We start from the raw sequence: 25412 nt of genomic DNA, 5'->3' as shown, positions 1-25412 counted from the left end.
ATAGCCGTGGCGAATTTTTCCTGTCAAGAAAAACCCGCGACAAGGCGCCGCATCAAGCCGTCAGGCGACAGCTGAAAATCAGGTCGTCGCAATCCTCGCCGCCCAGCTGGAAGGCCCGTTCGTCACGGCGTAGGAAGGCGAAGCCGCATTTCTCCAAGACCTTGCAGGACGGCGCATTACCGTCGGTGACCGTGGCGATCAGCTGCTTGATGCCCAGGGTGTGCCGGGCGTGCTCGATGACGGCGCGCAGGGATTCCACGGCCAGTCCCTTGCCTTGATGCTGCGGACGCAACAAGTAGCCGACCTCGGCCTCGGAGGCGTCGCCGTTGCTGATCCGCAGGCCGGTGAAACCCAGGCCCTCACCGCTGTGGCGGTCGTTGATCAAAAGGCACAGCCAGTGGGTCGAATCCGTATTCCAGTGCGGCAGGCGCGAGGTAAAGCGCTCCTCGATCTGCGCTCGGGAAAGTGGGTCGCAGACATAGCGCAGGTTATCGGAGTCGCTGTGCAGGGTCAGGAACAGCTCCCAGTCATTGGCGTTGAGGGAGCGCAGGTGCAGGCGTTCAGTGTGCAGTTCCAGCATGGGGCGGTCCTTGTCCTCGGGTTGGGCGACGCCTTCACTCTACAGCTCCAGGCCCGCGACTGAAGAAAACTCTGATCGCGCCAGAGTATTTTTCGCATAAGATCCCGGCCTGATTTCGCAAGGACAGGCATGTAAGCGTGAATTGGGATGATCTGCGATTCTTCATTGCGGTCGCCAACGCCAGCAACATCACCGATGCCGGACAGGCGCTGAAGGTGTCGGCGGCCACGGTCTCGCGCAAGATCCAGATGCTGGAGCAGGCCTTGCACACGCCGCTGTTCCTGAAGACCACCCAGGGCTATTTCCTCACCGAGGCCGGCCGCGACTTGCTGCCCATGGCGCTTGAGGCTCAGGAACGCTTTGGCCAGATGGAGCGCCAGTTGGCCCGGCCCGGTGCGCGCATGGCCGGGGTGGTGCGCATCGATTGCCCGGAGCTGATGGGCAGCCACCTGTTGATCCCGGCCCTGGCGGCGTTTCGTGCGGATCATCCAGAGATCCGTTTCGACTTCGTCAATGCCGCGCGCTCGGTCAAGCTCACCCAGAGCCACAGTGACCTGGTGCTGCGCCTGCACCGGCCGGAAGCCGGTAGCAACTTCACCTTGCGCAAGGTCGGCGCGCTGACCCAGGCGCTGTTCTGCTCCCCGGCATATGCCCAGGCCCAGGGGTGTCCGCAAGCGCCCGAAGACTTGGCCCGGCATGGCTTGATCGGCTGGAACCAGGCCCTGGAGCATATGCCCCTGGCCCGCTGGCTGGACCGGCTCAGTGGCGGCCAGCCGCTGTGGATGAGCACCGCCAACCTGCAAGCGCAGCTCCGGGCGGTACAGGCCGGCCTGGGGATCGCCGCCTTGCCGGTCTATATCGCCGAACCCCTGGGGCTGTGTCGGGTGTTGCCGGATGTCCCGGCGCATCGGGCCGATATCTGGCTGCTGCGCAACCTGGCGACCCAGGGCCAGGAGCGGGTCGAGCAGGTGGTGCAGTTCATCGACCGGGTGCTGCGCCAGCATGGCCTGCAAGACCACTGAGGCGGTCGGCTCAGGCCAGGCCATTGCGCAGGAAGATCCACGCCGCCACCCCCATCAACAGCAAGCCGAACAGCACATTTTGCGCCTTGAGCAAGCCCGGCCTGGCACGTAGAAGCGGTTGCAGGCTCGAGCCCAGGCCCGCCCAGAGCAGGTGGCCGAACAGGTTCACCGCGATCAGCGCGGCGCTCAGCGCCACCACCGCCAGGCTGCCGGCACTGGTGGCCGGGCTGAAGGTGGAGAACATCACCAGCAGCATGACCAGCCCTTGCACGTTGCCCAGTTGCAGCACCACGCCATCGCGGAACAACAGCGCCTGTTCTGGCTCGCCGGGCTTGCGCAGTGGCCGCAGCAACAGGCGCAGGCCGAGCCAGAAGATGTACAGGCTGCCGGCGATCCGCAGGCCCCGCAGCAGTTGCGGCTGCTGCGCCAGGCTGTGGTAGAGCCCGAGGCCCACCAGCAGGGCCAGCAGGAAGTAGGTCAGGTCCAGGCCGAGGATGAAGCGCAGGGAGCGGCGCACGCCGCTGCGGGCGCCGGAGCTGGCCACCATCAGGTTGCCGGGACCGGCGCTCAGGGCCATGGGCAGCATGGTGGACAACCACAATGACCAGTTGATGTCGGGGATCGGGGGCACGCGCGATTCCTTGGAGGCAGTGCGGATTGCACCGGCGCCAGCTTAAGGCGGCGCCGGGGCAGGGGTTACCGCCAGGAATGCAAAGCGGTTTTTCAGGCCTGCTCCAGGGCGTTTTGCAACCAGCTGCAGAAGCTGCGGGTCAGCGAGCTGCCTTCACTGTCGCGATGCACCAGCCAGGCCCAGGTCGGGCCGCGCACGCTTTGTTCGCACAGCGGCTGCAACTGGCCCTGGGCCCGGGCTTGCTGGGCCAGCAGTTGGCTGACCAGGGCGATGCCGTGGCCAGCGCAGGCGGCGTCCAGCAGCAATCCCGGGTCGGAGAAGTTCAGGCCGTTGCTGCGCTGGCCGACGTCGGTGCCGCCTTCCACCACCCAGTGGCTCCAGTCCATTTCCCGTTCGCCGTGCAAGGTGGTGCGCAGCGCCTGGGGCTGCTCCAGCAGGGAGGGGTGGCAGGCCGGATAGAGCTGGTCGCTGCAGAGCTCCAGGTAGCTGCATTCGGCCTGGGCGCTGAGGTCGTCGCGGATCGTCACGTCGATGGTCTGGGTGGCCATGTCCGGCGGCTCGAAACTGGTGAACAGCCACAGGTCCACTTCCGGGTGCAGGCGGTTGAATTCGCCCAGTCGCGGTAGCAGCCAGTGGCGGGCGAAGGCCGGGCTGGTGTTGACCACCAGCTGGTTGGGCTTGCGGTACTGCTCCAGGCGGCGAATGCCCACGGCCAGTTGTTGCAGCAGCGATTGGGTGGTGCTGCGCAGGTCATGCCCGGCATCGGTCAGGGTCACGCTGCGCCCGCTGCGGTAGAACAGCGGCTGTTCGAGGAAGGTTTCCAGGCTGCGGATCTGCTGGCTGATGGCCGATTGGGTCAGGTGCAGCTCTTGCGCCGCCTGGTGGAAGCTGCCCAGGCGCGCGGCGGCTTCGAAGCCGCGCAGGGCGTTCAGGGGAGGCCAGTGTTTTAACATTATCGATAAGCCCAGCTAATCAGAATTTCACTAAATCTATCGTTTGTTGCGGGATTTTCAAAGCCATAGCATGGGCGCCATTGGTTGCACCGGTATTTGTTGGCTGATAACAAAACCTTAATCGAGAGGCGCGATTCCCATGCACAGCAATGACAGTCGAAACAGCGGTTGGCGGATGCCCGCCGAGTGGGTGCCCCACGCGGCGACCTGGATGGTCTGGCCCCATAACCAGGACCTGTGGGAGTCGGGCTGGGGCGTGACCCTGGCCGACGTACAGGCGGATTTCGCCAGGGTGGCCAATGCCATCGCACGTTTCGAGCCAGTCAAGCTGGTGGTCGATCCTTCGGCCCTGGAGAGCGCCCGGCGCCACTGCGGCGCCAACGTCGAGCGGGTGGTCCAGGCCGTGGACGACAGCTGGTGCCGCGACTCCGGGCCGAGTTTCGTCTGCCATCCCCAGCACGGGCTGGCCGGCGTCAGCTGGCGCTTCAATGCCTGGGGCGGCAAGTCGGCCCATGAGCTGGACCGCAGCCTGGCCCGGCGCCTGCTCGACCAACTGGGGCTGGACTGCTTCGGCACCCACCTGGCCAACGAAGGCGGCGCCATCCATGTGGACGGCGAAGGCACCCTGATCACCACCGAGTCGGTACTGCTCAATCCCAATCGCAACCCGGGCCTGGGCAAGGCCGAGATGGAAGAGATCTTCGAGCGCCTGCTGGGAGTGAAGAAAACCATCTGGCTGCCCGGCGATCCGGACTACGTGACCGGCGACATGACCGATGGCCATGTCGATGGCGTCTGTGCCTTCGCCCGTCCCGGCCTGCTGCTGGTGGACGCCACCCATGACCAAGGCTCGGTGTACGCCGAAGTGGTGCGCGAGAACCGCCGTGCCCTGGAGCTGGCCCGGGATGCCCAGGGCCGCGCCTTCGAACTGGTGGAGTTGTTCGAAGCCACTGCCGCGGTGGACACCCAGGCCGAGGTGTTCTGCGCTTCCTATACCAACTTCTACATCGCCAACGGCGCGATCATCATGCCGGCCTACGGCATCGAGGCCGATCAGGTCGCGGCCCAGGTCCTGGCCAAGGCCTTCCCCGGGCGGCAAGTGGTGCCGGTGCAGATCAACCACCTGGCCCATGGCGGTGGTGGCGTGCATTGCATCACCCAGCAGCAACCGCGCTGGCCACTGGAGGTGTCGGCATGAGCAACTTGACCGTCGCGACGTTGCAGATGCCCTGTACCTGGGACCTGGCGGACAACCTCGAGCGTGCCGAGCAACTGGTGCGCGAGGCCGCAGCCCGCGGCGGGCAGGTGATCCTGCTGCAGGAGCTGTTCGCCACGCCGTACTTCTGCATCGAACAGCAGCACCGGCACCTGGCACTGGCCGAAGAGTATGGCCAGAGCCGCATACTCAAGCGCTTTGCCGCCCTGGCCAAGGAGCTGGGGGTGGTGTTGCCGCTGAGCTGGTTCGAGCGGGCCGGCACCGCCTACTTCAACTCCCTGAGCGTGGCCGATGCCGACGGACGCCTGCTCGGGGTGTACCGCAAGACCCACATCCCCAACGCCATCGGTTACCAGGAGAAGGAGTACTTCAGCCCCGGCGACACCGGCTTCAAGGTCTGGGACACGGCGTTCGGCCGCCTGGGCGTGGGCATCTGCTGGGACCAGTGGTTCCCGGAAACCGCCCGTTGCCTGGCATTGCAGGGTGCCGAGGTGCTGCTGTTCCCCACGGCCATCGGCTCGGAGCCTGGCGCCGCCGACCTGGACTCGAAGGATCACTGGCAGATGACCATGCGTGGGCACGCCGCGGCCAACCTGCTGCCGGTGGTGGCGGCCAACCGCGTCGGGCGGGAAGTGGCTCGCAGCGACTCAGAGCTGCACATGCAGTTCTACGGTTCCTCGTTCATCTGCGACCACAAGGGCCGGCTGCTGGCCGAGGCCGACCGCGACACCACCGGCATGCTCTTGCATGAGCTGGACCTGGCGGCCATGGCCGAGGAGCGCCGGACCTGGGGCATCTTCCGTGATCGTCGTCCGGAAATGTACGGGCCCTTGCTGAGCCTCGACGGCCAACACCTGCATTCACGCTGGAACCCTCGGGAGGCATGAGCATGAACCGCATCGGCACATTGCGCCTTGGCGCGCTGGCACTGGCATTGATGGCCGCGCAGGTCCAGGCCGCGCCTGAAGAAAAGACCCTGCGCCTGTACAACTGGGCCGACTACTTCGCCCAGGACACCCTGGCGCGTTTTACCGCCGAGACCGGGATCAAGGTGATCTACGACGTCATGGAAGGCAGCGAGGTCCTGGAGGCCAAGCTGATGACCGGCGGCAGCGGCTACGACCTGATCTTCCCCGGCGACACCGTGGCCGAGCGACTGATGCGTGCTGGCAGCCTGCAGAACCTTGACCCCGCCAAGCTTGCGCAAATGGACGACATCGAGCCCGGCCTGCAAGCCTTGCGCAAGCAGTACCCCCGGGCCAGCCAGGCCACGGTGCCCTATACCTGGGGCACCATCGGCCTGACCTACAACGCCGGGCAGATCGCCCAACGCTTGCCCAATGCACCGGTCAACAGCCTGGACCTGCTGTTCAAGCCGGAGCTGGCGGCGCATTTCGCCGATTGCGGGATCTCGGTGATCGACTCGCCCGACGAAGTACTGGCGGTGGCGCTCAACTACCTGGGGCGCGATCCGCGCAGCGCCAAGCCGGCAGACCTGCAAGCGGCCAGCGAGCTGTTGCTCAAGCTGCGGCCGTACATCCGCAAGTTCCAGTCGCAGCCAGTGACCGACCTGGTCAATGGCAACCTGTGCCTCTCCCTGGGCTACAGCGGCGATGTGACCCAGGCCCAGCGCGCCGCCGACGGAGCCGGCAAGCCGGCGGACTTCCAGTACCGCATCCCGCGTGAGGGCACCACGGTGTGGATGGACACCATGGCGATCCCCAAGGATGCCCGGCACCCGGAGTACGCCTATGCCTTCATCAACTTCGTCATGCGCCCGGAGAACATGGCGGCCATCAGCAACTTCACCGGCTACCCCACGGCCAATGCCAAGGCGCGGCCGCAGATCGATCCACGGATGGTGGGCAACCCGGATATCTACCCGGATGCCGCGACCTTTGCCCGCCTGGTGCCGGGGCGCGATATTCCCCAGGCCGACATGCGGGCCCGAATGCGCATCTGGACCCAGTTCAAGACGGCTACGATAAAAGCACCCTGAGCCGTTCCACTTCATGCAATCCCCCTTGAGAGAAAGACCGATGTCGACCCGACGTACATTCATCAAACAGGCCTCGCTGCTGGCCGGTTTCGCCGCCGTGACTACCCTGGGCCTGGGCGCCCGTCGGGTCTTGGCCCAAGAACAGGAACAGGAACAGGAGGACTGGGTCATGCCCGACGAAGGCGATCGTCACCAGCGGGCCTTCATGGCCTTCGGTGCCCAGGATGCGATCTGGGAAGACTTCACTGGCGATGTGCAGGAGGCCCAGGGCCGGATCGCCCGGGCGATTGCCGCCCATGAGCCGCTGACCCTGTTCTGCCGCGAGCATGAGCGCGACCTGGCCGAGGAGCTGTGTGGCACTCGCAATGTCACCTATGTGATCACCGAGCTGGACGATATCTGGATGCGCGATATCGGCGCCAACTTCGTGGTCGACTCCCGAGGCGAGCTGGGCGCAGTGGACTTCAACTTCAACGGTTGGGGCAACAAGCAGCGCCATTCCCGGGATGCGCGCCTGGCACGCCAGGTCGCCGATGGCGCGCGCGCCACCTACTTGCGCAGCGAACTGGTGGGCGAGGGCGGCGGTATCGAGGTGGATGGCCACGGCACCGGGATCATGACCGAGAGCAGCTGGATCAACCGCAATCGCAACCCCGACTGGAGCAAGACCGATGTCGAGGCCGAGCTCAAGGCTTGCCTGGGCCTGCGCAAGATCATCTGGCTGCCGGGGATCAAGGGGCACGACATCACCGATGCCCACGTCGACTTCTATGCGCGCTTCGCGGCTCCCGGGGTGGTGGTGGCCAACCTCGACAACGACCCGGATTCCTACGACCACGCGGTGACCCGCGCGCACCTGGAGATCCTGCGCAACGCCACCGATGCCGATGGCCGCAAGCTCAAGGTGCACACCCTGTCGCCCCCCTTGAATCCGCGCAAGAGCCGCTTCAGCCGGGGCAACCAAGACTTCGCCGCGGGCTACATCAATTACTTCGTGATCAACGGCGCGGTGATCGCCCCGGAGTTCGGCGATCCCGTGGCCGACGCCAAGGCCCACGACCTGCTCAGCCAGCTCTACCCCGGGCGCGAGGTGGTGCAGCTGGATATCGATGCCATCGCCGCAGGCGGGGGTGGGATCCATTGCGTCACCCATCAGTTGCCGGCGTTGTGAGGTGCTGGCAGGCGAGGGCAAGTGGTCTGCTGTTGAAATTAGAATTGGCCTGCTACAACAGGCCGTTAGCTGCCTAAGCTGGCGCTCTTCGATATCCCCGGAAAGCAGTGTTGTTTCCGGTTTTTCATGAGGAGAGCGTCATGGGCGAGCAGCAACAGACGGTAGCGGTACGGGCCATCCAGGCCGAAGATCGGGAGCAATGGCAGCAATTGTGGCTGGCTTACCAGGATTTCTATCAGGTGAGCCTTTCGGAACAGGTGAGCCAGCGCACGTTCGAGCGTTTCTTCGACCCCCGGGAGCCGGTGTATTCGGCGGTGGCGGTGCAAGGTGGCGAGTTGGTGGGGTTCGTCAACTCCGTGCTGCACCGTTCGACCTGGGCCACCACGGACTTCTGCTACCTGGAGGACCTGTACGTGGCGCCGCAGGTCCGTGGCGGCGGCACTGGCAAACAGCTGATCGAGTGGGTCCAGGCCTTTGCCCGCCAACACGATTGCGCACGGCTGTACTGGCACACCCACGCCACCAACAAGCGCGCGCAAAAGCTCTACGACTGGGTGGCGGACAATTCGGGATTCATCGAATACCGGATGCCACTCTAACCCCGCGCCGATCCTGAAAGCTCATGCGGAGCTGGCGAGGCTGCGCCCGGGCGCGCAGCGGCCGTAAAAAGGCCGATGCGGTCGATCAACTGCGCCGCCAGGCTGGCCCGGTGGCCGCCACGGCTACGCTGGCTGGTTGAACACCAGGGCCTTCAGGCCGCATTGCGCATCGGCATCGGGAAATTCCGGCGGGTTGTCCAGGCGCTGTTCGAAACGCAGCCCTGGCGCGGCCTCGGCCATGCCGTCCAGCAGGAACTCCACGCTGAACGCTGGATCGTTCATGCAGGCCAGCACCCGGCCCGTCGGCGTCAGCAACTCCGGCAGGCGCCGCAGCACTCGCGCGTAGTCCTTGCTCAGCACGAAGCTGCCTTTCTGGAAGGAGGGCGGGTCGATGATCACCAGGTCGTAAGGGCCGCCTTGCTTGACCTTGCCCCAGGACTTGAACAGGTCATGGCCGAGGAAGCTCACCCGGCCCAGGTCGTGGCCGTTGAGCCGATGGTTGTCGCGGCCACGGCTCAGGGCCGCCCGGGACATGTCGAGGTTGACCACCTTCTCGGCCCCGCCGGCGATCGCCGCCACCGAGAATCCGCAGGTGTAGGCGAACAGGTTCAGCACCTTCAGGCCCTGGGCATTGGCCCGCACCCAGTTGCGCCCGTAGCGCATGTCGAGGAACAAGCCGTTGTTCTGCTTGCTGCCCAGGTCCACCCGGTAATCCAGGCCTTCCTCGGTGATGGTGCAGGATTCCACCGGCTCGCCCAGCAACCATTCACCGAGGCTGTCGGGCAGGTAGCGGTGTTGCAGCATCAGGCTGGTGGCGCCGCTGGCCTGCCACTGCGCAGTGGCGCCCAGGTCCACCAGCAGCTGTTTCAAGGCAGCCAGGTCCCCGGCTTGCACTTCCTTGAACAGCGACACCAGCAGCACGCCTTGCAGCCAATCCACGGTCACTTGTTCCAGGCCCGGCCAGCAGCGCCCGCGCCCGTGGAACAGGCGCCGGGTTTCGCTTGGGGCGCTGGCCAGGGCGTCCAGCAGGTGTTGGTTGAGGGTGGCGAGGGCTTGAGGGTTCATCGGCGCGACCGGCAATTTTTCGGGGCGGCATTTAACCACAATTGCCGGCCGGCGCGGTTCAGTCCAGGTGTTCCGGGCGGCCCATGGCTCGCCATTGCGCCAGCCGGCCATCGAGCACCGGAGCGAGCAGGTCGTAGTTGCTCCAGCTGTTCTCCACCCGGTAGATCGTATCGGGGACTGGTGCCAGGAGCTGCTCATAGTCCTCGCTGTAGCGGACGTTGCTGTCCTTTCCCGCATAGTAGGCAGCAGCGAAGGCATTGCCTTCGGCGTTGAAGTCTTCGTCGTAGAGCCTTTCATCGAGCATCTTGAACAGGAACTCACGGCCATCGAGTTTGCGTGAACGTAGCTGCGCCAGTTCCTCGGCGGCATCTTCTTCAAGTTCTTCGCTGGCAAAGCCGTTGAGCAGCATCCAGGCCAGGAACAGGCCGATATGGGTGCCCCCGGCGCTGGGCGGCAGGTCGCTGGGAAAGTCCCCGCCGTAATGCCAGGAAGCGTCGTCGTATTTCATCGGGCATGGGTCCTTGTGTACATGCGATTCAAAGAATGGTGTTTTCCCATTTCTCGGTGCCGGCCAGGCGCCGCTTGACGTTGTCGATCCGCCATTGCCCGCCCGCCAGCTTGACCAGGAAACGATACTCGTAGCGCAGCCTGCGCGAAGCGGGGTCGCGGATCAGCACTTCGGCCTGGCTCGGCTTGAGCAGCTGGCAGGCCAGCAGTTCGTTGTCCTTCGAGTAGGTGGTGGGCGAGCCATAGGAGGCGCGGGTATAGGCCCTGTCGCGCAGGGTGCAGAAGCGCTCCAGCAACTGCCGGGGCTCGGCCCAGAAGTCCTGGTCCAGGCCGTCGCGTGCCTGGGCCTTGCCGCGCCGTTCCCAGGCCTCCACGGCCAAGGTATAGGCTCGCACCTGGGTGATCGGGTCGCTGCTGCTGTGGGCATCGGCCGGCAGATCCGGCCACGGCAGGTACGGGGACGGTTGCGCTGGAGGCTGTTCCCCGGCACCGGCTTGTGCCAGCAACTGCATGATTCGCCCATGGCCCTTGTCTTCGGCCAGGGACCAGGCGTTGCGCTGCTGGAAGTCCAGCAGTTGGGCATCGGCCCCGGCCTGCAGCAGCAGGCTGACCATCTCGGCGTGGCCGCCCTGGGCGGCATTCATCAAGGCACTGCGCCGCAGGTCTGGGGAGACCTGGTCGAGGGCTGCGCCGTGTTCGATCAGCAGCTTGGCGATGGCGCAAGCACCGTTGCCGGCAGCCCAGGACAGCGAGCTGTAGCCCAGGGCCTTGCAGGGTTGTTGCGGGTTGGCGCCACGCTGCAGCAGCAATGCCACGGCGGGCAGGCGGCCGGCGATGGTGGCCGCCAGCAGCGCGGTGCGGCCGGTTCCCTTGTGCTTCCATTCGATGTCTGCGCCGGCATCCAGCAGGCGGGTCAGTGCGGCGAGGTCGCCACGGGCAGCGGCTTTTTCCAGAAGGTGGGACAAGGTCGGGAATCCGTTCGATCAACAAAAACTCGGGCGCAATGGTAACGCCGCGATGCCCGGGTTTGCCATGTCGGTGTCAACGTGGACGCTACGCGGGGCCTTGCGTAGGATGGCGCCTTCGCCGGCATGTCCCTGTGCCGCGCTGGTGCCCCCGGCCTTTGCCCGTTGCCGACAGACCACTTTCCAAGCAGGAGTCCCGGATGTTCAACGCCATTGTGATCGACAAAGACACTGCAGGTTATCGCGCCGATATGACGCAGCTGGAAGACGCCCGGCTGCCCCCGGGCGAGGTCAGTGTGCAGGTTGCCTACAGCACGTTGAACTACAAGGACGGCCTGGCGATCACCGGCAAGAGCCCGGTGGTGCGCCAGTTCCCCATGGTCCCCGGCATCGACCTGGCGGGCACCGTGGAGTCCAGCAGCCACCCTCGCTTGCGGGCAGGCGACCAGGTCTTGCTCAATGGCTGGGGCGTGGGCGAAAGTCATTGGGGCGGGTTGGCGCAGAAGGCTCGGGTGCAGGGCGACTGGCTGATCCACCTGCCGCAAGCCTTCACCCCGCGCCAGGCCATGGCCATCGGCACGGCCGGCTACACCGCCATGCTGTGCCTGATCGCCCTGGAACGTAACGGCCTGCGCCCGGGGCAGGGCGAGGTGCTGGTCACCGGCGCCAGTGGCGGGGTCGGCAGCTTTGCCGTGAGCTTGCTGGCACGCCTGGGCTACTCGGTGATCGCGGCCACCGGCCGCCCGGAAGAGGCCGGTTACCTGCGGCAACTGGGGGCCTGCCAGGTGATCGAGCGTGCCGAGCTGTCCCAGCCGGGACGACCACTGGCCAAGGAACGCTGGGTGGCGGCCATCGATTCGGTGGGCAGCCATACCCTGGCCAACGTCTGCGCCGGTACCGCCGCCGATGGCCTGGTGGCCGCCTGTGGGTTGGCCCAGGGCATGGATTTTCCGGCCTCGGTGGCACCTTTCATCTTGCGTGGAGTCAGCCTGTTGGGAATCAACAGCGTGACCCGGCCATACCAGGAGCGGGTCCATGCCTGGCAGCGGTTGGCCGCCGAGGTCGACCTCGAGCACCTGGAGTTGATCACCCGCGAAGTGGCGCTGGGCGAGGCCATCGGTGTCGCCGCCGAGTTGCTCGAGGGCAAGGTCCGTGGGCGGGTGGTGGTCAACGTGAACCGCTGACCGGCACTGGCCATAGCGCGTGCGGCCATCCCGCGCGCCTGCCGAACCGTCGAGCCTGATAATCGCGGTCGGTCATACCCGGGCCCCGTGGCCCTTTTCATCGCCCTGATTCGAGGTTGCCCGTTCCATGTCCATTGCCCCCCAGCGACCGCTCTGGCAGGTGTATTTGCTCTTCCTGCTGCCCATGGTGCTGTCGAATTTCCTGCAGTCTTTCTCCGGCACCCTCAATGGCATCTATATCGGCCAGCTGTTGGGGACCCAGGCCCTGGCGGCCGTGTCGGGCATGTTTCCCATCCTGTTCTTCTTCATCGCCCTGGTGATCGGCCTGGGTGCGGGGGCCTCGGTGCTGATCGGCCAGGCCTGGGGCGCCCGGGAGCTGGATGCGGTCAAGTCGGTGGCCGGCAGCACCCTGTTGCTCGGGGCCATGATCGGCCTGGTGGGAGCGGTGCTGGGCATGCTCTTCGCCCGGCCGGTGCTGCAGGGCCTGGGCACGCCGGCGGACGTGCTGGATGACGCGGTGGGTTATGCCCGGGTGATGATGCTGATCTTGCCGTTGCTGCTGGTCTTCGTGCTCTTCACCCAGTTGCTGCGAGGCGTCAGCGATACCCTGTCGCCCTTGCTGGCGCTGATGGTCTCGACCCTGGTGGGCCTGCTCCTGACCCCGGCACTGATCCAGGGCTGGCTGGGCTTGCCGCCCCTGGGGATCCAGAGTGCGGCCTTCGCCGGACTGGCCAGTAACATCATCGCCATGGGCTTTCTGGTCTGGCGCCTGCGGGGCCAGCCCCATCCGCTGGCCTTCGATCGGGCGCTGTTCGCGGCGTTGAAGCTGGACCGGGCGATCCTGGCCAAGGTGCTGCGCATCGGCCTGCCCACCGGAGTGCAGATGGTGGTGATCTCGCTGTCGGAGCTGGTCATCCTGGCGCTGGTCAACCACCACGGTTCCCAGGCCACCGCGGCCTATGGCGCAGTGACCCAGATCGTCAACTACGTGCAGTTCCCGGCGCTGTCGATCGCCATCACCGCCTCGATCCTCGGGGCCCAGGCCATCGGCGCCGGACAACTGCAGCGCATCACTCCGATCCTGCGCACCGGGCTACTGATCAATCTGTGCCTGACCGGCGCCCTGGTGCTGCTGGGCTACCTGGTTTCCCACTGGCTGCTGGGGTTGTTCATCATCGACCCGGCGGCCCTGGTCCAGGCGGGGCACCTGTTGCACATCATGCTCTGGAGCCTGCTGGTGTTCGGCTTCCAGGCGGTGGTCGGCGGCATCATGCGTGCCAGCGGCACGGTGCTGATGCCGGTGGCGATCTCGATCTTCTGCATCCTCGGGGTGCAGTTGCCGGCGGCCTACTTGCTGGATGCGCAGTTCGGCCTGCAAGGGGTGTGGATGGCGTTCCCGGTGGCCTACCTGGCGATGCTGGTGTTGCAGGTCAGCTACTTCAAGCTGGTCTGGCGCCACAAGCAGATCCAGCGCCTGATCTGAGCCCCGGCGTCAGCCGTTCCCGGGCTGGCGTTGGTCCCGCCAGTTGCAGACCACCAGGTACAGCAGCGGGCCGATGGAGACGAACACGGCGGTGAGCAGCAGGTAGGGCCATACCGAACTCGCCGATCGTCCTCGGGCGCGGGCGTCGCGCAGCATCCACAGTCCGGCCAGGATGGCCATCAGGTACAGGTCGATCACCACTTGTGCGGTGTCCGGGCGCGACAGCAATTGCAAGCCGAACTGCAGCAGCGATTGCTCGGCCTGCATCAGGGTGAACAGCGTGTAGCCGCTGAAAGCCAGCAAGGCCAGGAGCGCGGGGTAGGGGCGGGGCATGAGTGTTCCTCGATCAGGGGCGGTGGGCATTGGCGAATCGCGGATGCCGGGTTCCCAGGTCCAGCAGCAGGTAGCCCAGGCCGGCAGCCGCCCAGGCATGGATCAGCCCCTGGGACAGCAGCGAATCGAACAGGTACAGCGGGTGCTCTTGCAGGCGGTAATGCAGCCCGGCATGGATTACCGCGAATCCGGCCAGGGCCTGTCGGGTAATGCGTCGAAGCCGGGCCCGAGGGTGTCCGGCCAGGGCCATCAAGGCGAGGCCCAGGGGCACGTGCAAGGCGATGAACAACTGCTGGGCCGGCGCTGGCTCGAGGTCGCGCAGGCCATAGAGCAGGCGCCATTCGGCCTGGGCCACGGCGTCCAGTTCATGGCCGGCGAACAGCGCGACACAGAGCATCCAGAAGGTGGTTTTCACGGTAAAACTCCTTGAACAACGTCAGGCAAACAGGCTAAGTGGCGAGCGCTGCGCCACTCAATGACCCCGCAGGTCATAGACAGCCGCGCACCGATGCGTTGTGCTAAAGCCCGTGCCCCTCTCTTCAAGGACCGAACGACCATGAGCAACCACCAGCCGAACCCAGCAGCCGGCGCTGGCCGAACGATTCGCCTGGCCGACCCCACGGACGTGCCGGCCATGCTCGAGTGCGATCCCTACGCCCGCCAGCATCCGGCCCGGGGGCGGCAGGTCGACCAAGCCGTTGCACGGGGCGAGGGCTGGGTCGAGGTGGCGCAGGGACAGGTGGTTGGCTACCTGCTGCTCAACCATGATTTCTTCGAATACGGCTTCGTCGCGCTGGTGGCCGTGGCCCCCTGGCAGCAACGCCAGGGGGTGGCGCTGCGCTTGCTCCTGGCTGCCGAGCAGGCGTGTCGTACCCCACGATTGTTCATCTCTTGCAACCAGTCGAACCAGGCCTCCCGGGCCATGATCGCCAAGGCCGGGTTCCACCCCAGCGGGGTGATCGAAAACCTCGACGAGCAGGATCCGGAGCTGATCTTCTGCAAGACCCTGGGCTGAGGGCGGAGCGCAACGGATGACCGTCTCCATGACCGATACCCTCGAGCATTCCCGCATCGACCGGCAGGCCGTAGGCATGCAATTACGCCGGCTGCGCCATCAGGCGCGCCTGAGCCAGCTGGACCTGGCCTTGCAGGCCGGCTTGTCGCAACGGCACCTGAGTTGCGTCGAGACCGGTCGGGCACAACCCAGCCCGGCCTTGTTGCAGCGTCTTCTGGATACCCTGGAAACGCCCCTGGAAGTGCGCAACCGGGTATTTCTCGCCGCCGGCTATGCGCCGCGTTATGCCGCGCTGCCATTGAGCGATCCGGGGTTGGCCCCGGTGCGCACGGCGTTGCTGCATTTGCTGGAAGCCAACAACCCCGCGCCGGCGATCGTCATCGACAGCGGCTGGCAGGTGCTGGCGGCCAATCGGGCGACCCAGGCGCTGTTCCAGTTGCTGGGCCTGCCCCGGCAAGCACTGGGCGAAGGTTTCAACCTGCTGGTGACGCTGTTGGCGCCCGCAGGCTTGGGTGATTGCCTGATCAATGCCGAGCAGATCCGCCAGGTGGCCTGGCAACGGGCATCCCGGGAGGCTGGCGAGGCTCCCGGCTTGGCGGCGCTGCTGGCGACCCTGCCGGTGCCTTTGGCGGTGGATGCGGCCGAAGTGTCGGCGCCGCTGTTGCTGACTCGGGTCCGTGGGCCCCAGGGCGAACTGCGGTTCCTGTCCACCTTCACCACCTTCGGCATGCCCCAGGACATCACGGTCGCCTCGCTGCGCATCGAACACCTGATCCCGGCCGACGAAGCCACCTGGCAGGCCCTGGGCGAGGCCTGCGCGCAGCTGGCGCAACCTTAGACCGCCAGTGCCCGGGCCGGCCGGTCCTGGCCCATGCCCGAAGTGCCCACGGCGCCGGCCAGGATCATCCGGGTCAAGGTCCTGGCGACGTCCTGGAAGTCGGCGTCGCTGGGCTCGCCACGGCCCTGGATCAGGGCGATCTGCCAGCCGAGGGTGGGGTAGGTCTGGGTGGTCGCTGCGATGAACAGCAGCAGGTGCTCCGCGGCGACGGCCTGGATCAGGCCATCCTCGATCCAGCTGCGCAGGCAGGCGATTTCGTTCTGTTGCTGGGCATGCAGTCGCTGGCGCCAGCTATCGGGCAACTGCTGCGCACCATGGAGCAGTTCGCTGCAGAGAATCTTCGAGCGCAACGGGTATGCCTGCACGATTCGCAGCCGCGCGGTGATATGGGCGGTGAGCGCGGTCGTCGGCTCGGCGTTGGCGGCCAACAGGGCCGAGGCCTGGCACAGGGGCTCGAGCAACGGTTCGAGGACCTCGGCGTAGAGGTTCTCCTTGGTGTGGAAGTAGTAATACAGGTTGGCCTTGGGGACTCCGGCCCGCAGGGCGATGTCCAGGGTCTGGCAGGCGCTGAAGCCCTTGGCGGCGAATTCGTTGCAGGCCGCGTCGAGGATCAGCTGCCGATGGCGCATGCGCGACTGGCGTTCGCGGCGCGGCGGCGGTTGCGGGCGTGATTGCGGGGATGCGGGAGAGGCGGGCATGGGGCGATCTCGTGATTCGATAGCGCAATATACAAAACTATATAGCGGCGTGCCTGTGCCAGTTGCGCAGGCCTGGATGGCCTGCCCGTGCGTTGTGCGGAAAATCGGGGCCAGTGGCCGGCCCCGCGGGCTTCAGCCGTGGCGCCGGCGCAGCCAGCATCGGAGCAGCCAGGCGTACACCGACAGGTTGATCAGCAGCACCACGGCGCCGAGCCACAACTGGATGCCCGGGGTCAGCCCCGCGGGGTAGATCAGCGGGATCAGGTAATGCTCGATGAATCCGGCGGCGTAGCCCTGTTGTCCGGCGGCATGGCGCAGCAGGTTCTCCCAGCGGGTCAGCGGGCATTCCAGATGCCCGACTTCCACGGCCACGCCCCAGGCCGCCGCCGGCAGGTGCAGCAGCATCAGGTGTGGCTGGCGCAGCACCAGCAGGCCGCCCAGCAGTACGAAGAGGATGAAGGACAGGTGGAACAGCACCAGGCTGTCGGCGGCGATACGGTAGAGCATGAAGGTTCCTTGGGCAGGGCGGCAGGTCCATGGCGCGAGCGCGCGGGCAATATACCTGTGTCGCGCTACCTATACTGGAAAAAGGTCGGCGCGGCTCGGATGGGCGCGGCGCCGCCGATAGCGGAGGGACGTGCCGTGTGCTCACAGGCGCTGGGTGCCGGTCGAGGTCGAACCTGGTTGTTCGTCCTGGGCTTGCTGGTGTTGGCCGGTTGCGCCAACCGCGGTCCCGAGCCCGTGGCGCCGGCTCCGGTGGCCCCGGCTACCTGGCGCCAGGTCGACCGCGCCTTGCTGGAGGCCTCCGCTCGCGCCACCGCACAGGCCGAAGTCTACGCCCAGGGTTCCATGGAGCATTGGCGGACCCGGGTCTATCAGCAGACCGATGAAAACTTCCTGCCCTGGTTCAGCGGCTACTGGACCCAGGAGTGGCTGGCGCTGAAGGTTGGTTGGTATTCGCTCAACAGCCGGGGCGACAGCGAGCAGGCTGCCAGGCGCCTGGCGCTATACCTGCAGGAGCAATACCAGCAGCGGGTGCTGGCGCCGGTAGCGCTGGAGATCGATGCCGACCAGATCACCGCCCAGGCCATGGAGTTCTACGTGCAGCAGCTGCGCCTGCAACTGACGCAGGTCAGCACCCGCCTGCAGTTGCCGGCGGCGCAACTGGACCAGCACCTGGAAGGAATCATGGCCATCGACCTGGGACCGCAGGCGAGCCAGCGGGCCAGCCTGCGCCAGTTGTTGCAGGTCGAGCCGATCGTCCGGTTGCCGGCCTACGGGCCGTTGCTGCAGCAGCTACGCCTGCCCGAGCAGGCCACTGGTATTTCGGGCGTGCCCCGGGTAGCACAACAGACCAGCGAAAAACTCCAGGCCCAGTTCGCCGGGCGTGGGGTCGCCGGTGCCGTGGCCGCTGCAGTAGGGCGTGTGGCCGGGGCGTTGATCTCGGTAGGGGTGGCCGGCGTCCGGGCGCTGGTCCAGGACGACGCTCGGCCCGACTTGCAAGCCCAGACCCGCCGGGACCTGGGCGAGGCATTCGACCAGGCCTGGCTCAGGCAACTGCATGATCCGCAACATGGGGTCATGGCCGGGGTGTATTACCTCGGGCGCCAGCTCGAAGGCCAGTTGCAGTCGCCAACCGAATCAGCGGAGGTTGGCGCCGTGCCTTGATCGAGGTACGAACCGCGCGCCATGGGCTGACGCGCGGCGGTGGGGCGGGTTTCGGGGCTCAGCTGACCACGCGATAGCAGGGCACGTAGGCGGCACCACCGGGCAACTTCATGCGGTGCTGATCGACGAAGGCTTTGAGCAGCTGGTCCAGCGGCTGCATGATCGCCGGGTCGCCATGGATGCTGTACGGGCCTTTCTGCTCGATCAGGCGGATGCCCTGGTCCTTGACGTTGCCGGCGACGATGCCGGAGAACGCCCGGCGCAGGTTGGCCGCCAGTTCATGGGGGGGCAGGGCATGGCTGAGTTGCAGGTTGGCCATGTTTTCGTGGGTCGGGTCGAACGGGTGCTGGAAGCCTTCGTCGATCTTCAGCAGCCAGTTGAAGTGGAAGGCGTCGTTGCGCTCGCGGCGGAACTGCTTGACGGTCTTCAGGCCCTCGGTCATCTGCCGGGCCACTTCGGCCGGGTTGTCGATGATCACCTGGTAGTGCTGGCCGGCCGCTTCGCCCAGGGTCGCCAGGACGAAGGCGTTGAGCTGCTCCAGGTACGGCGCCGCGCTCTTGGGCCCGGTGAGGATCACCGGGAACGGCAGGTCGCGGTTGTCCGGGTGCATCAGGATGCCCAGCAGGTACAGGAACTCTTCGGCGGTGCCGGCGCCACCGGGGAAGATGATGATGCCGTGTCCGACCCGGACGAAGGCCTCCAGGCGCTTCTCGATGTCCGGCAGGATCACCAGTTCGTTGACGATGGGGTTGGGCGCCTCGGCGGCGATGATGCCCGGCTCGGTCAGGCCCAGGTAGCGGCTGCCGTTCATGCGCTGCTTGGCATGGGCGATGGTGGCGCCCTTCATCGGCCCCTTCATCACGCCGGGGCCGCAACCGGTGCAGATGTCCAGCTTGCGCAGGCCCAGCTCGTGGCCGACCTTCTTGGTGTACTTGTACTCGTCGGTGTTGATCGAGTGGCCGCCCCAGCACACCACCAGCTTGGGCTCCACGCCGGGACGCAGGGTGCGGGCGTTGCGCAGCAGGTGGAAAACGTAGTCGGTGATGCCCTGGGAGCTCTCCAGGTTGATGCGCTGGCTGTCCAGTTCGTTGGCGGTGTAGACGATGTCGCGCAGGGCGCTGAAGAGCATTTCCCGGGTGCTGGCGATCATCTCGCCATCGACGAAGGCATCGGCCGGAGCGTTCAGCAGCTCCAGGCGCACGCCGCGATCCTGCTGGTGAATCCGTACTTCGAAATCGTGGTAGGCGTCGAGGATGGTCTTGGCGTTGTCGACGTGGGCGCCGGTATTGAGGATGGCCAGGGCGCACTGGCGGAACAGCGTGTAGATGCTGCCGGAACTGGCGGCGCTCAGTTGTTGCACTTCACGTTGCGAGAGGGTCTCCAGGCTGCCTTTCGGGCTGACCGAAGCATTGATCACATGTCTTTGCGGCATTCATCCATTTCCTGAAAGCGGCGCCACCGATCCCGGGGGCGGGGGCGCGAAAGAGCGGGGCAGTGAACGGGGCCGCCCGTATCCGGGGGCTGGTTTCCAGCGGCAGGGCAAGAAAGCGGCGATCGCTGCGAGGGTGTTCGCTCTTTGAATCTACCTCATGACGACCCGTCGTGGCGGGAAAAATGATGAGGCGTGCCCTTGTCCCCGGGTTTCGGGCGCATCACAGGATGCTGGCGCGCCGTGGATCGATCACCGGCGAGGCACCGGCCTGGGTCAGGCGCTGGAGCAGCTCGGGGTAGCCTTCAGTCTGCGCCCAGGTGTGTTCCGCTGCGGTCAGGCCCACCAGTTGCAGGAAGTCGAAACGCCCGCAGAGCAGTTGCTGGGTCTCGGGAAACCCCGGCGCGGCGATGAACAGCACGCTCTCGACCAGGCTGCCGGCACCGTCGATGGGGTTGCCCAGGCGCATGCGGTCCCACTCGTCCAGCAGCGGTCGCTCGCCGAAGTGACCGGCAGACAACAACAGTTGGTAGGCGCAGAAGTGGCGCAGCAGGTACAGCGCCCATGGCGATTGCTCACGGGTTTCCAGCAGTAGCTCGCGACCCATCCCGGACCAGCCGTCCGGCTCGGGTTGCTCCGCGTGCCAGGCATTGGACAGGCCCGAGGTGACGTACAGCCAGCTCTCGCGTCGGGCATTGGGGGGCGACTCGAAGACCCCATGGGTCAGCCAGCGCGGATCGACTTCGGCGTCGCGGAACAGGCTCGGGTCCAGGGGGTAGATCCCGGAGCCGAGGTCACCGAACAAGCTCCGGTAGATCTGTTCCTCGCGCTGTTCCCAGGCCGCTTCGAACCATGAAAAGTCTTGGGTATCCGACATCTTGAAACATCCTTGAAAGCAGAGGGTGGCCCACTGCGGGCCCCCCGGAAATCAGGTAAAGGCCTGCTGTAGCAGTTGTGGCAGCACCTGCCCGGCCTTGCCCACCAGGTGGTATTCCCCGGGGGCGCTGCCGGGTTGCGGCTGCGGGTTGATATGCACCACGCAGGCGCCTTGCTGCAGGGCCAGCTGGGGAATCTGCGCCGCCGGCTGCACCAGCCCGGAGGTGCCCACCGACAGCAGCAGGTCGCACTCGCGGGCAGCCTGGAAGGCGCGCTTGAGGGCCGCCTCCGGTAGCGCTTCGCCGAACCACACCACGCCGGGGCGCAGCTTGCCATTGCAGCCGGTGCAGCGTGGCGGCTCCAGGCGCGCGCCGCTCTCTGGCACGGATGGCATGGGCAGCGCGCCGCTGAAGGGCCGGTTGCAGGCGAAGCACTTGGGGCTGTGCAGGCTGCCGTGCAGATGCAGCACATCGACGCTGCCGGCACGTTCGTGCAGGTCATCGACGTTCTGGGTGATCAGGGTCAGGCGCGGCAGGCGCCGGCCCAGTTCGGCGATCGCCAGGTGGGCCGGATTGGGCTGGGCCGCGAGCACCTTCTGGCGCCGCCATTCGTACCAGCCCCAGACCAGCGCCGGGTCGTCGCGAAAGGCCTGGACCGTGGCCAGGCGCGCCGGATCGAAGTTTTCCCAGAGGCCGGTCAAGGCATCGCGAAAGGTCGGGATGCCACTTTCCGCCGAGACTCCGGCGCCGCTGAATACCACCAGGTGCCTGGCCTGGGCCAGTCGCTTGGGATCGAACTCCATGGAAAGAACCACCTCCGTTTTCAACCACGGCACCACTTGGGTGGCGCGTGCGGGGCTGGCATTATCCGCCGACGGTCGCGGCAAGTGAATTTATCTTCGCGCCTTCGCTCATAAGTGTGTCGGCGGCTTGGCTCGCCCATCCAACTTGCCAGGGAGTGTGATCCATGTATTCAGCTTCGCCCATCGATAGCGACGCCTGCGGGCGCTTGATCCTGGTGGTGGAGGACGAGCCGACGGTGCTGGAGTTCCTGTGCGAGATCCTCGAGGACGAGGGCTACGCCACCCAGGCCCTGGACAGTGCCGACCAGGCCTGGGAATTCCTCCACGAACGGGCCGCGGACGTGGCGCTGCTGCTGACCGATATCACCATGCCTGGCCGGCTCAATGGCGCAAGCCTGAGCAACCTGTGCGGCGAACACTTACCGGGGATGCCGATCGTGGTGATGTCGGGGTACGAGACTCCCGAGAGTTCCGGGGTGCGCTATCCGGTGTCCTTCATCCGCAAGCCCTGGACCATAGGCCAGGTCCTGGATTGCGTGGAAGGCGCGTTGAAATCGGCCCAGGGTTGAGGCGTTGCGCCTCACCCCGGCCAATTGCCGGTGTTACTCCTTGACGCTCATGAACTCCCGCGCCCAGACGATGTACTCCTCGGGCTGGGTGTAGGTGTGCGCCAGTTCGGTGGCGCTCAGGTCCGAGGCCTGGGTGAAGATCTGCCGCTGTTCGCGCAGGCAATCGTAGGTGGCCTTGATCGCCGCGAAATAGGCGGCGTGGCCATCCACCGCGATCTTCACGCCCAGCTGGGCCAAACGTGCGTCGTCGCGCAGCGCCGGGTTGCCGTAGGTCACCAGCATCAGCGGCACGTTCAGGTGCTCGGAGATCTGCTCCAGTTGTTCGAAATCACGGATGCCGACCATGCAGATGGCATCGGCGCCGGCGCGTTCGTACTGCTGGGTGCGGCTGATGATTTCCTGCACCGGCAGGATCCCGGCGTTGGTCCGGGCGATGATCGCCAGTTCCGGATCGACCCGGGCCTCCAGGGCCGCGCGGATCTTGCCCACGCCTTCGGCGACGGATATCAGGTCGGTGGACTTGCGGCCGAATTGCGCCGGCAGCAGGGTGTCCTCGATGGTCAGCGCGGCGATGCCGGCGCGCTCCAGCTCGACCACGGTGCGCATCACGTTGAGGGCGTTGCCGTAGCCATGGTCGGCGTCGGCGATCACTGGCAACTGGGCCACACGGCCGATGCGGGTGGCCTGCTCGGCGAACTCGCTCAAGGTGATCAGGGCGAAGTCGGGGGCCGCCAGGACCTGCAGCGAGGCCACGGAACCACCGAGGATACCGACCTCGAAGCCCAGGTCGGCGGCGATCCGGGCGGACATCGGGTCAAACACAGAAGCGGTGTGATAGCAGGAAGATGAGGCGATCAGTTCACGGAAACCGCGGCGCAAATCTTGATGGGAAAGCCTGGACATAACAGCTCCGAGATGGGATCGAGAGATCGACCTTCGGGTCGAATCGAATTTTGCAATCAGTTCCCTTGGCGAGCCGATGATCGAAAGGCTCGCAGCGAAACGTTGGTTGGGCAGATGAAGGTGAAGCAGGGGGGTAGCAAGGCGTCTTTATCCCGCTTGATTGAATGAAGCTGCGGGTTTGTTATGCGAGGCCGACATAGCGGGACGAGGCTAACACGCTCCCGGGCCGTAGAGGATGAGGAATTTGCATAGCATTATGCCGGACTGGCATTGGCAATTTTTTAGCAACTTAATGTTACAAGTGTTCCGCACGGCCCTGTCGGGCCCTCGCCGGAAGGTATCCGGCGGCTGCCGGCACTTGTCGCTCCAGGGCAAATCGCGGAAGCTGCCGCGCCGCAAGGTCCGCTCATCCAGCGGCGCAACGTATTTATTTCAGGGATGCAGGTAATGACGCTCAGAGTGTTGGTGGTCGGTGGTTATGGCAATTTTGGCAGCATCATCTGCCGCTACCTGATCCACCGTCGGGGCTTGCACCTGGTGGTTTCCGGACGTGACCCGGCCCGCCTGGAGGCCAAGGTCCAGGCCTTGCGCGCGGAGGGCGGCCAGCCCTGCGAAGGCTGGTGCGGCGACGCCATGGGCGAGGAGTGGGCACCGGCGCTCAAGCGCCTGCAGATCGATTGGGTGATCCACACCGGTGGACCGTTCCAGGGGCAATCCCATGCCGTGGCGCGCGGCTGTATCGAGGCCGGGGTCAATTACTGCGACCTGGCCGACTGTCGCCAGTTCGTCGCCGGCATCGCGGCCCTCGATGCCCAGGCCCGGGCCGCCGGGGTGGTGGTACTCAGCGGCTGCAGCTCGGTGCCGACCCTGTCGACGGCGATCATCGATGAGCATCGCCAGCGTTTTTCCCGGATCGAACGTATCGAACATGGCATTTCCTCCTCGGCGAAGATGCCGGGGCTGTCCACCATCCTCGGCGTCCTGGCCTATGCCGGCCGGCCGATCCTGCAGCTCAAGGACGGCCGGCCGCACCCGGTGATCGGCTGGCAGGGCCTGACCCTGCGCAAGCTGCCAAGGCTGGGCACACGCTTGGTGGCCAATGTCGATGTGCCGGACCTGGATCTGTTCGCCGCCCGTTATGGCGCCCATACCCTGTCGTTCAAGGCGGGTGCCGGGCTCAAGGTCGCCGGGCTGGCCAATGCCTTGCTGGCCCAGGCGGTGAAGCTGGGGCTGGTGCGCGACCCGGCGCCCTGGGCTACGCGCCTGCATCGCTGCGGAACCTGGTTCGAGTGGCTGGGCGATGGCTTGAGCGCCATGTACGTCGATGTCCATGGCCTGGGCCAGGACGGCCAGCCGTTGTCGATGAGAGCGCAACTGACCGCCGCCAACGATCATGGCCCGGAGATCCCCAGCTGCGCAGCGGTGGCGGTGATCCTCAAGGTGCTCGATGGCCAGCCGCTGCTCCCGGGGGCTCGCGCCTGTGCCGGTGAGGTCAGCCTGGAGCAGTACCTGCAAGCCATCGACGATCCGGCCAACCTGCAGATGCAGGTCGAGTTCTCGCGTTAGCCGGGCTGAGCTTTTTCACCATAGAAGCGGCTTGGCCAGGTCCTTCCAGAACAGCCAGCGCTGCACTTCGTGGTGCGCGCCGGTGCCGATCTGCCAGTCCGGGCGGCCACGGTCCAGTTCGATGCGCACGATGATCCCGGCGTAGGTGGCGGCCACCAGGGTCTGGCCGTCGGGGCTGATGTCCATGGCGCACAGGGTCGAGCCGACGTAGTGCTGCCAGCGCTCCTCGCCGGTTTCGCTGAAGGCCCGCAGGTAACCGTAGGCATCGCCGATGATGAACTCGTCGCCCCGCGAGGCCGCGGCGTATACCCGGGCACCCTCCTGCAGCACCGGTGTGCGTGGGTCGTCGCTGTAGAAGTCGGTGGCCAGCCCCGGCAGGTCCGCCACCGCGACGCCCAGGCTGGCACCGCTGTAGAAGTGGCAGGCATTGAGCAGCAGGCGGTCGCCGCGCTGGTTGAAGCAGGCGAAGTGCGGGTATTCGCTGCCGGGTCCGATCTCGGCCACTTGCTGCAGTTGGGCATCGAACACCAGGTGCGAACTGCTTTGCTCGCCCACGGCGATCCACTGGCCGTCGGCTGAAATCGCCCCGTGCTCCATGTCCAGGTCCAGGTTGAGGTCCTCGGCGGCGACTCCCTTGGCCAAGTCCTGGCGCAGCTCTTCCAGGTTGCGCAGCAGGCGGGTGGCGCCACCGGCATGGAGGACGAAGATGCCATCGGCACTGACCAGCAGCACCCGCTGGCCGTCGGGGAAGGGGATCAGGCGGCTGGGAGTGGCGCGTTCGCGCAGCTTCAGGTCCGCGGGCAATCCGGCGAGCCGCTCGGGCCAGGCGAAGCTCGCCACCTGTGGGCCGTCCCAACCGTCGGTGACCTGGATGCCTTCAGCCCGGGCCCAGGCGAAGTAGCGGCGCTGCGGGCAGGCGCCGAAGTACTCCACCCGGTCCAGGGTCCGGACGCGATCGTTGTCGATGTGCACCACCGAGCCCGCCTCGTAGGGCGCGCCGATCCGCGCCAGCAGGCTGCCGTCGGCCAGCAGGGCGAGGGCCGGGATCATCTGGCCCTGGTCGTCCAGGCGTGGCGTCAGGGGAAAGTGCGCCGGCGGCCAGGCCTGGCGAAAAGCCTGGCGCGTGGCTGGGTCCCAGGGGGCCGCGTTGTTCTCTTCCAGGGCTGCCTGCCAGGCCGGTAGCAGGTGCTCGGTGGGTGGCAGGTAGGGCTCTTGCAGGTTGTCCCAGCCTTCACGCATGCCGGTCTCGACATAGCGGTTGATGTCCTGGGCATAGCGGTGCACGGCGTTGTGCCATTGTTCCTGGGCGTTCTGTTGCGGCGTGGATCGAGACATGCGCG

The 25412-nt window shown here is 66.1% G+C and carries 28 protein-coding genes; 13 read left to right on the top strand and 15 right to left on the bottom strand.

All coding sequences use genetic code 11. The features are described 5' to 3' along the window. Positions 1–52: 52 nt before the first annotated feature. Positions 53–580 carry a GNAT family N-acetyltransferase gene (locus CAG11_RS12500; RefSeq protein ID WP_085596572.1) on the bottom strand — a complete coding sequence of 176 codons (528 nt, stop codon included), beginning with the start codon at positions 578–580 and terminating at the stop codon, positions 53–55. Positions 581–717: 137 nt separating this feature from the next. Between CAG11_RS12500 and CAG11_RS12495 the strand changes: the two genes are divergently transcribed. Beyond that, positions 718–1602 (top strand): LysR family transcriptional regulator, encoded by an 885-nt coding sequence (locus CAG11_RS12495; protein WP_085596571.1) that lies wholly within the window; start codon positions 718–720, stop codon positions 1600–1602. A gap of 10 nt (positions 1603–1612) precedes the next feature. On the opposite strand, the gene CAG11_RS12490 is transcribed toward CAG11_RS12495, so the two are convergent. Beyond that, on the bottom strand, positions 1613–2233 hold the full coding sequence (locus CAG11_RS12490; RefSeq protein ID WP_085596570.1) for a LysE family translocator: 621 nt from the start codon (positions 2231–2233) through the stop codon (positions 1613–1615). 92 nt (positions 2234–2325) lie between these two features. Then, positions 2326–3186 carry a LysR family transcriptional regulator gene (locus CAG11_RS12485; protein WP_085596569.1) on the bottom strand — a complete coding sequence of 287 codons (861 nt, stop codon included), beginning with the start codon at positions 3184–3186 and terminating at the stop codon, positions 2326–2328. A gap of 139 nt (positions 3187–3325) precedes the next feature. On the opposite strand from CAG11_RS12485, the gene CAG11_RS12480 reads away from it, so the two are divergent. The 5 genes from CAG11_RS12480 (at position 3326) to CAG11_RS12460 (ending at position 8171) form a co-directional block, all read left to right on the top strand. Continuing rightward, positions 3326–4384 (top strand): agmatine/peptidylarginine deiminase, encoded by a 1059-nt coding sequence (locus tag CAG11_RS12480; RefSeq protein ID WP_068586877.1) that lies wholly within the window; start codon positions 3326–3328, stop codon positions 4382–4384. Next, on the top strand, positions 4381–5289 hold the full coding sequence (aguB, locus tag CAG11_RS12475) for an N-carbamoylputrescine amidase (protein WP_085596568.1): 909 nt from the start codon (positions 4381–4383) through the stop codon (positions 5287–5289). Before CAG11_RS12480 ends, aguB begins: the two co-directional genes overlap by 4 nt. Before the next feature lie 2 nt (positions 5290–5291). Continuing rightward, the gene (locus CAG11_RS12470; RefSeq protein ID WP_085596664.1) at positions 5292–6401 is read left to right on the top strand and encodes an extracellular solute-binding protein; all 1110 of its coding nucleotides are present in this window, start codon (positions 5292–5294) and stop codon (positions 6399–6401) included. A 40-nt stretch (positions 6402–6441) separates the two neighbouring features. Further along, entirely contained in the window at positions 6442–7572 is a 1131-nt protein-coding gene (locus CAG11_RS12465; protein ID WP_085596567.1) for an agmatine/peptidylarginine deiminase, read from the top strand. Positions 7573–7712: 140 nt separating this feature from the next. Further along, positions 7713–8171 carry a GNAT family N-acetyltransferase gene (locus tag CAG11_RS12460; RefSeq protein ID WP_085596566.1) on the top strand — a complete coding sequence of 153 codons (459 nt, stop codon included), beginning with the start codon at positions 7713–7715 and terminating at the stop codon, positions 8169–8171. Positions 8172–8294: 123 nt separating this feature from the next. Here CAG11_RS12460 and CAG11_RS12455 read toward each other — a convergent pair whose 3' ends face one another. The 3 genes from CAG11_RS12455 to CAG11_RS12445 are packed head-to-tail and all read right to left on the bottom strand — an operon-like array spanning position 8295 to position 10708. Further along, positions 8295–9236: a class I SAM-dependent methyltransferase gene (locus CAG11_RS12455; protein ID WP_085596565.1), complete on the bottom strand. Its 942-nt coding sequence runs from the start codon at positions 9234–9236 to the stop codon at positions 8295–8297. A gap of 58 nt (positions 9237–9294) precedes the next feature. Then, positions 9295–9744, bottom strand: a complete 450-nt coding sequence (locus CAG11_RS12450) for a hypothetical protein (protein ID WP_022643789.1) — start codon at positions 9742–9744, stop codon at positions 9295–9297. Positions 9745–9772: 28 nt separating this feature from the next. After that, complete coding sequence (locus tag CAG11_RS12445; RefSeq protein ID WP_085596564.1) at positions 9773–10708, bottom strand: ankyrin repeat domain-containing protein; 936 nt, start codon at positions 10706–10708, stop codon at positions 9773–9775. A 200-nt stretch (positions 10709–10908) separates the two neighbouring features. Here CAG11_RS12445 and CAG11_RS12440 point away from each other — a divergent pair, with 200 nt between their 5' ends. Beyond that, positions 10909–11892: an MDR family oxidoreductase gene (locus CAG11_RS12440; RefSeq protein ID WP_085596563.1), complete on the top strand. Its 984-nt coding sequence runs from the start codon at positions 10909–10911 to the stop codon at positions 11890–11892. Between the two features lie 127 nt (positions 11893–12019). Next, on the top strand, positions 12020–13375 hold the full coding sequence (locus tag CAG11_RS12435) for an MATE family efflux transporter (protein ID WP_085596562.1): 1356 nt from the start codon (positions 12020–12022) through the stop codon (positions 13373–13375). Positions 13376–13384: 9 nt separating this feature from the next. Here the strand turns inward: CAG11_RS12435 and CAG11_RS12430 are convergent, their stop codons facing one another. Together CAG11_RS12430 and CAG11_RS12425 are read right to left on the bottom strand one after the other, a co-directional pair. Further along, positions 13385–13708, bottom strand: coding sequence for a DUF2834 domain-containing protein (locus CAG11_RS12430; RefSeq protein WP_085596561.1), 324 nt, complete (start codon positions 13706–13708; stop codon positions 13385–13387). Positions 13709–13721: 13 nt separating this feature from the next. Continuing rightward, entirely contained in the window at positions 13722–14123 is a 402-nt protein-coding gene (locus CAG11_RS12425; protein ID WP_085596560.1) for a DUF6713 family protein, read from the bottom strand. A 141-nt stretch (positions 14124–14264) separates the two neighbouring features. Between CAG11_RS12425 and CAG11_RS12420 the strand changes: the two genes are divergently transcribed. Both CAG11_RS12420 and CAG11_RS12415 read left to right on the top strand, forming a co-directional pair. Beyond that, a complete protein-coding gene (locus CAG11_RS12420; RefSeq protein ID WP_053136225.1) occupies positions 14265–14723 on the top strand; it encodes a GNAT family N-acetyltransferase in 459 nt (152 codons plus the stop codon). A 16-nt stretch (positions 14724–14739) separates the two neighbouring features. Continuing rightward, the gene (locus CAG11_RS12415) at positions 14740–15561 is read left to right on the top strand and encodes a helix-turn-helix domain-containing protein (protein WP_103323883.1); all 822 of its coding nucleotides are present in this window, start codon (positions 14740–14742) and stop codon (positions 15559–15561) included. On the opposite strand, the gene CAG11_RS12410 is transcribed toward CAG11_RS12415, so the two are convergent. Both CAG11_RS12410 and CAG11_RS12405 read right to left on the bottom strand, forming a co-directional pair. Continuing rightward, a complete protein-coding gene (locus CAG11_RS12410; RefSeq protein WP_085596559.1) occupies positions 15558–16259 on the bottom strand; it encodes a TetR/AcrR family transcriptional regulator in 702 nt (233 codons plus the stop codon). The genes CAG11_RS12415 and CAG11_RS12410 overlap by 4 nt on opposite strands. Before the next feature lie 132 nt (positions 16260–16391). Continuing rightward, a complete protein-coding gene (locus tag CAG11_RS12405; protein WP_085596558.1) occupies positions 16392–16766 on the bottom strand; it encodes a DUF2784 domain-containing protein in 375 nt (124 codons plus the stop codon). Positions 16767–16901: 135 nt separating this feature from the next. Between CAG11_RS12405 and CAG11_RS12400 the strand changes: the two genes are divergently transcribed. Beyond that, positions 16902–17927: a hypothetical protein gene (locus CAG11_RS12400; protein ID WP_256578566.1), complete on the top strand. Its 1026-nt coding sequence runs from the start codon at positions 16902–16904 to the stop codon at positions 17925–17927. Between the two features lie 58 nt (positions 17928–17985). Here the strand turns inward: CAG11_RS12400 and ppnN are convergent, their stop codons facing one another. The 3 genes from ppnN to CAG11_RS12385 form a co-directional block, all read right to left on the bottom strand. After that, positions 17986–19359: a nucleotide 5'-monophosphate nucleosidase PpnN gene (ppnN, locus tag CAG11_RS12395; RefSeq protein ID WP_085596556.1), complete on the bottom strand. Its 1374-nt coding sequence runs from the start codon at positions 19357–19359 to the stop codon at positions 17986–17988. Positions 19360–19579: 220 nt separating this feature from the next. Continuing rightward, entirely contained in the window at positions 19580–20233 is a 654-nt protein-coding gene (locus tag CAG11_RS12390) for a suppressor of fused domain protein (protein ID WP_085596555.1), read from the bottom strand. 51 nt (positions 20234–20284) lie between these two features. Then, entirely contained in the window at positions 20285–21034 is a 750-nt protein-coding gene (locus CAG11_RS12385; protein WP_085596554.1) for an NAD-dependent deacylase, read from the bottom strand. A 164-nt stretch (positions 21035–21198) separates the two neighbouring features. Here CAG11_RS12385 and CAG11_RS12380 point away from each other — a divergent pair, with 164 nt between their 5' ends. After that, positions 21199–21603, top strand: coding sequence for a response regulator (locus CAG11_RS12380; protein WP_022643802.1), 405 nt, complete (start codon positions 21199–21201; stop codon positions 21601–21603). A gap of 33 nt (positions 21604–21636) precedes the next feature. On the opposite strand, the gene CAG11_RS12375 is transcribed toward CAG11_RS12380, so the two are convergent. Continuing rightward, complete coding sequence (locus CAG11_RS12375; RefSeq protein ID WP_031321513.1) at positions 21637–22506, bottom strand: oxaloacetate decarboxylase; 870 nt, start codon at positions 22504–22506, stop codon at positions 21637–21639. 447 nt (positions 22507–22953) lie between these two features. On the opposite strand from CAG11_RS12375, the gene CAG11_RS12370 reads away from it, so the two are divergent. After that, the gene (locus tag CAG11_RS12370; RefSeq protein WP_085596553.1) at positions 22954–24072 is read left to right on the top strand and encodes a saccharopine dehydrogenase NADP-binding domain-containing protein; all 1119 of its coding nucleotides are present in this window, start codon (positions 22954–22956) and stop codon (positions 24070–24072) included. Positions 24073–24087: 15 nt separating this feature from the next. Here the strand turns inward: CAG11_RS12370 and CAG11_RS12365 are convergent, their stop codons facing one another. Then, positions 24088–25407, bottom strand: a complete 1320-nt coding sequence (locus tag CAG11_RS12365) for a YncE family protein (RefSeq protein WP_085596552.1) — start codon at positions 25405–25407, stop codon at positions 24088–24090. Between the last annotated feature and the right edge of the window lie 5 nt (positions 25408–25412).

Source organism: Pseudomonas sp. B6(2017) (assembly GCF_002112765.1).
GTDB classification, from domain to species: domain Bacteria; phylum Pseudomonadota; class Gammaproteobacteria; order Pseudomonadales; family Pseudomonadaceae; genus Aquipseudomonas; species Aquipseudomonas piscis.
This window is presented reverse-complemented; position numbering and strand designations above follow the sequence as displayed.

Coding starts and splice junctions, on each gene's coding strand:
- CAG11_RS12450 (WP_022643789.1), bottom strand. CDS start 9,744: ATGAAATACGACGACGCTTCCTGGCATTACGGCGGGGACTTTCCCAGC.
- CAG11_RS12430 (WP_085596561.1), bottom strand. CDS start 13,708: ATGCCCCGCCCCTACCCCGCGCTCCTGGCCTTGCTGGCTTTCAGCGGC.
- CAG11_RS12410 (WP_085596559.1), bottom strand. CDS start 16,259: ATGCCCGCCTCTCCCGCATCCCCGCAATCACGCCCGCAACCGCCGCCG.
- aguB (WP_085596568.1), top strand. CDS start 4,381: ATGAGCAACTTGACCGTCGCGACGTTGCAGATGCCCTGTACCTGGGAC.
- CAG11_RS12390 (WP_085596555.1), bottom strand. CDS start 20,233: ATGTCGGATACCCAAGACTTTTCATGGTTCGAAGCGGCCTGGGAACAG.
- CAG11_RS12440 (WP_085596563.1), top strand. CDS start 10,909: ATGTTCAACGCCATTGTGATCGACAAAGACACTGCAGGTTATCGCGCC.
- CAG11_RS12405 (WP_085596558.1), bottom strand. CDS start 16,766: ATGCTCTACCGTATCGCCGCCGACAGCCTGGTGCTGTTCCACCTGTCC.
- CAG11_RS12470 (WP_085596664.1), top strand. CDS start 5,292: ATGAACCGCATCGGCACATTGCGCCTTGGCGCGCTGGCACTGGCATTG.
- CAG11_RS12385 (WP_085596554.1), bottom strand. CDS start 21,034: ATGGAGTTCGATCCCAAGCGACTGGCCCAGGCCAGGCACCTGGTGGTA.
- CAG11_RS12465 (WP_085596567.1), top strand. CDS start 6,442: ATGTCGACCCGACGTACATTCATCAAACAGGCCTCGCTGCTGGCCGGT.
- CAG11_RS12375 (WP_031321513.1), bottom strand. CDS start 22,506: ATGTCCAGGCTTTCCCATCAAGATTTGCGCCGCGGTTTCCGTGAACTG.
- CAG11_RS12455 (WP_085596565.1), bottom strand. CDS start 9,236: ATGAACCCTCAAGCCCTCGCCACCCTCAACCAACACCTGCTGGACGCC.
- CAG11_RS12365 (WP_085596552.1), bottom strand. CDS start 25,407: ATGTCTCGATCCACGCCGCAACAGAACGCCCAGGAACAATGGCACAAC.
- CAG11_RS12500 (WP_085596572.1), bottom strand. CDS start 580: ATGCTGGAACTGCACACTGAACGCCTGCACCTGCGCTCCCTCAACGCC.
- ppnN (WP_085596556.1), bottom strand. CDS start 19,359: ATGCCGCAAAGACATGTGATCAATGCTTCGGTCAGCCCGAAAGGCAGC.
- CAG11_RS12485 (WP_085596569.1), bottom strand. CDS start 3,186: ATGTTAAAACACTGGCCTCCCCTGAACGCCCTGCGCGGCTTCGAAGCC.
- CAG11_RS12420 (WP_053136225.1), top strand. CDS start 14,265: ATGAGCAACCACCAGCCGAACCCAGCAGCCGGCGCTGGCCGAACGATT.
- CAG11_RS12435 (WP_085596562.1), top strand. CDS start 12,020: ATGTCCATTGCCCCCCAGCGACCGCTCTGGCAGGTGTATTTGCTCTTC.
- CAG11_RS12370 (WP_085596553.1), top strand. CDS start 22,954: ATGACGCTCAGAGTGTTGGTGGTCGGTGGTTATGGCAATTTTGGCAGC.
- CAG11_RS12380 (WP_022643802.1), top strand. CDS start 21,199: ATGTATTCAGCTTCGCCCATCGATAGCGACGCCTGCGGGCGCTTGATC.
- CAG11_RS12460 (WP_085596566.1), top strand. CDS start 7,713: ATGGGCGAGCAGCAACAGACGGTAGCGGTACGGGCCATCCAGGCCGAA.
- CAG11_RS12480 (WP_068586877.1), top strand. CDS start 3,326: ATGCACAGCAATGACAGTCGAAACAGCGGTTGGCGGATGCCCGCCGAG.
- CAG11_RS12415 (WP_103323883.1), top strand. CDS start 14,740: ATGACCGTCTCCATGACCGATACCCTCGAGCATTCCCGCATCGACCGG.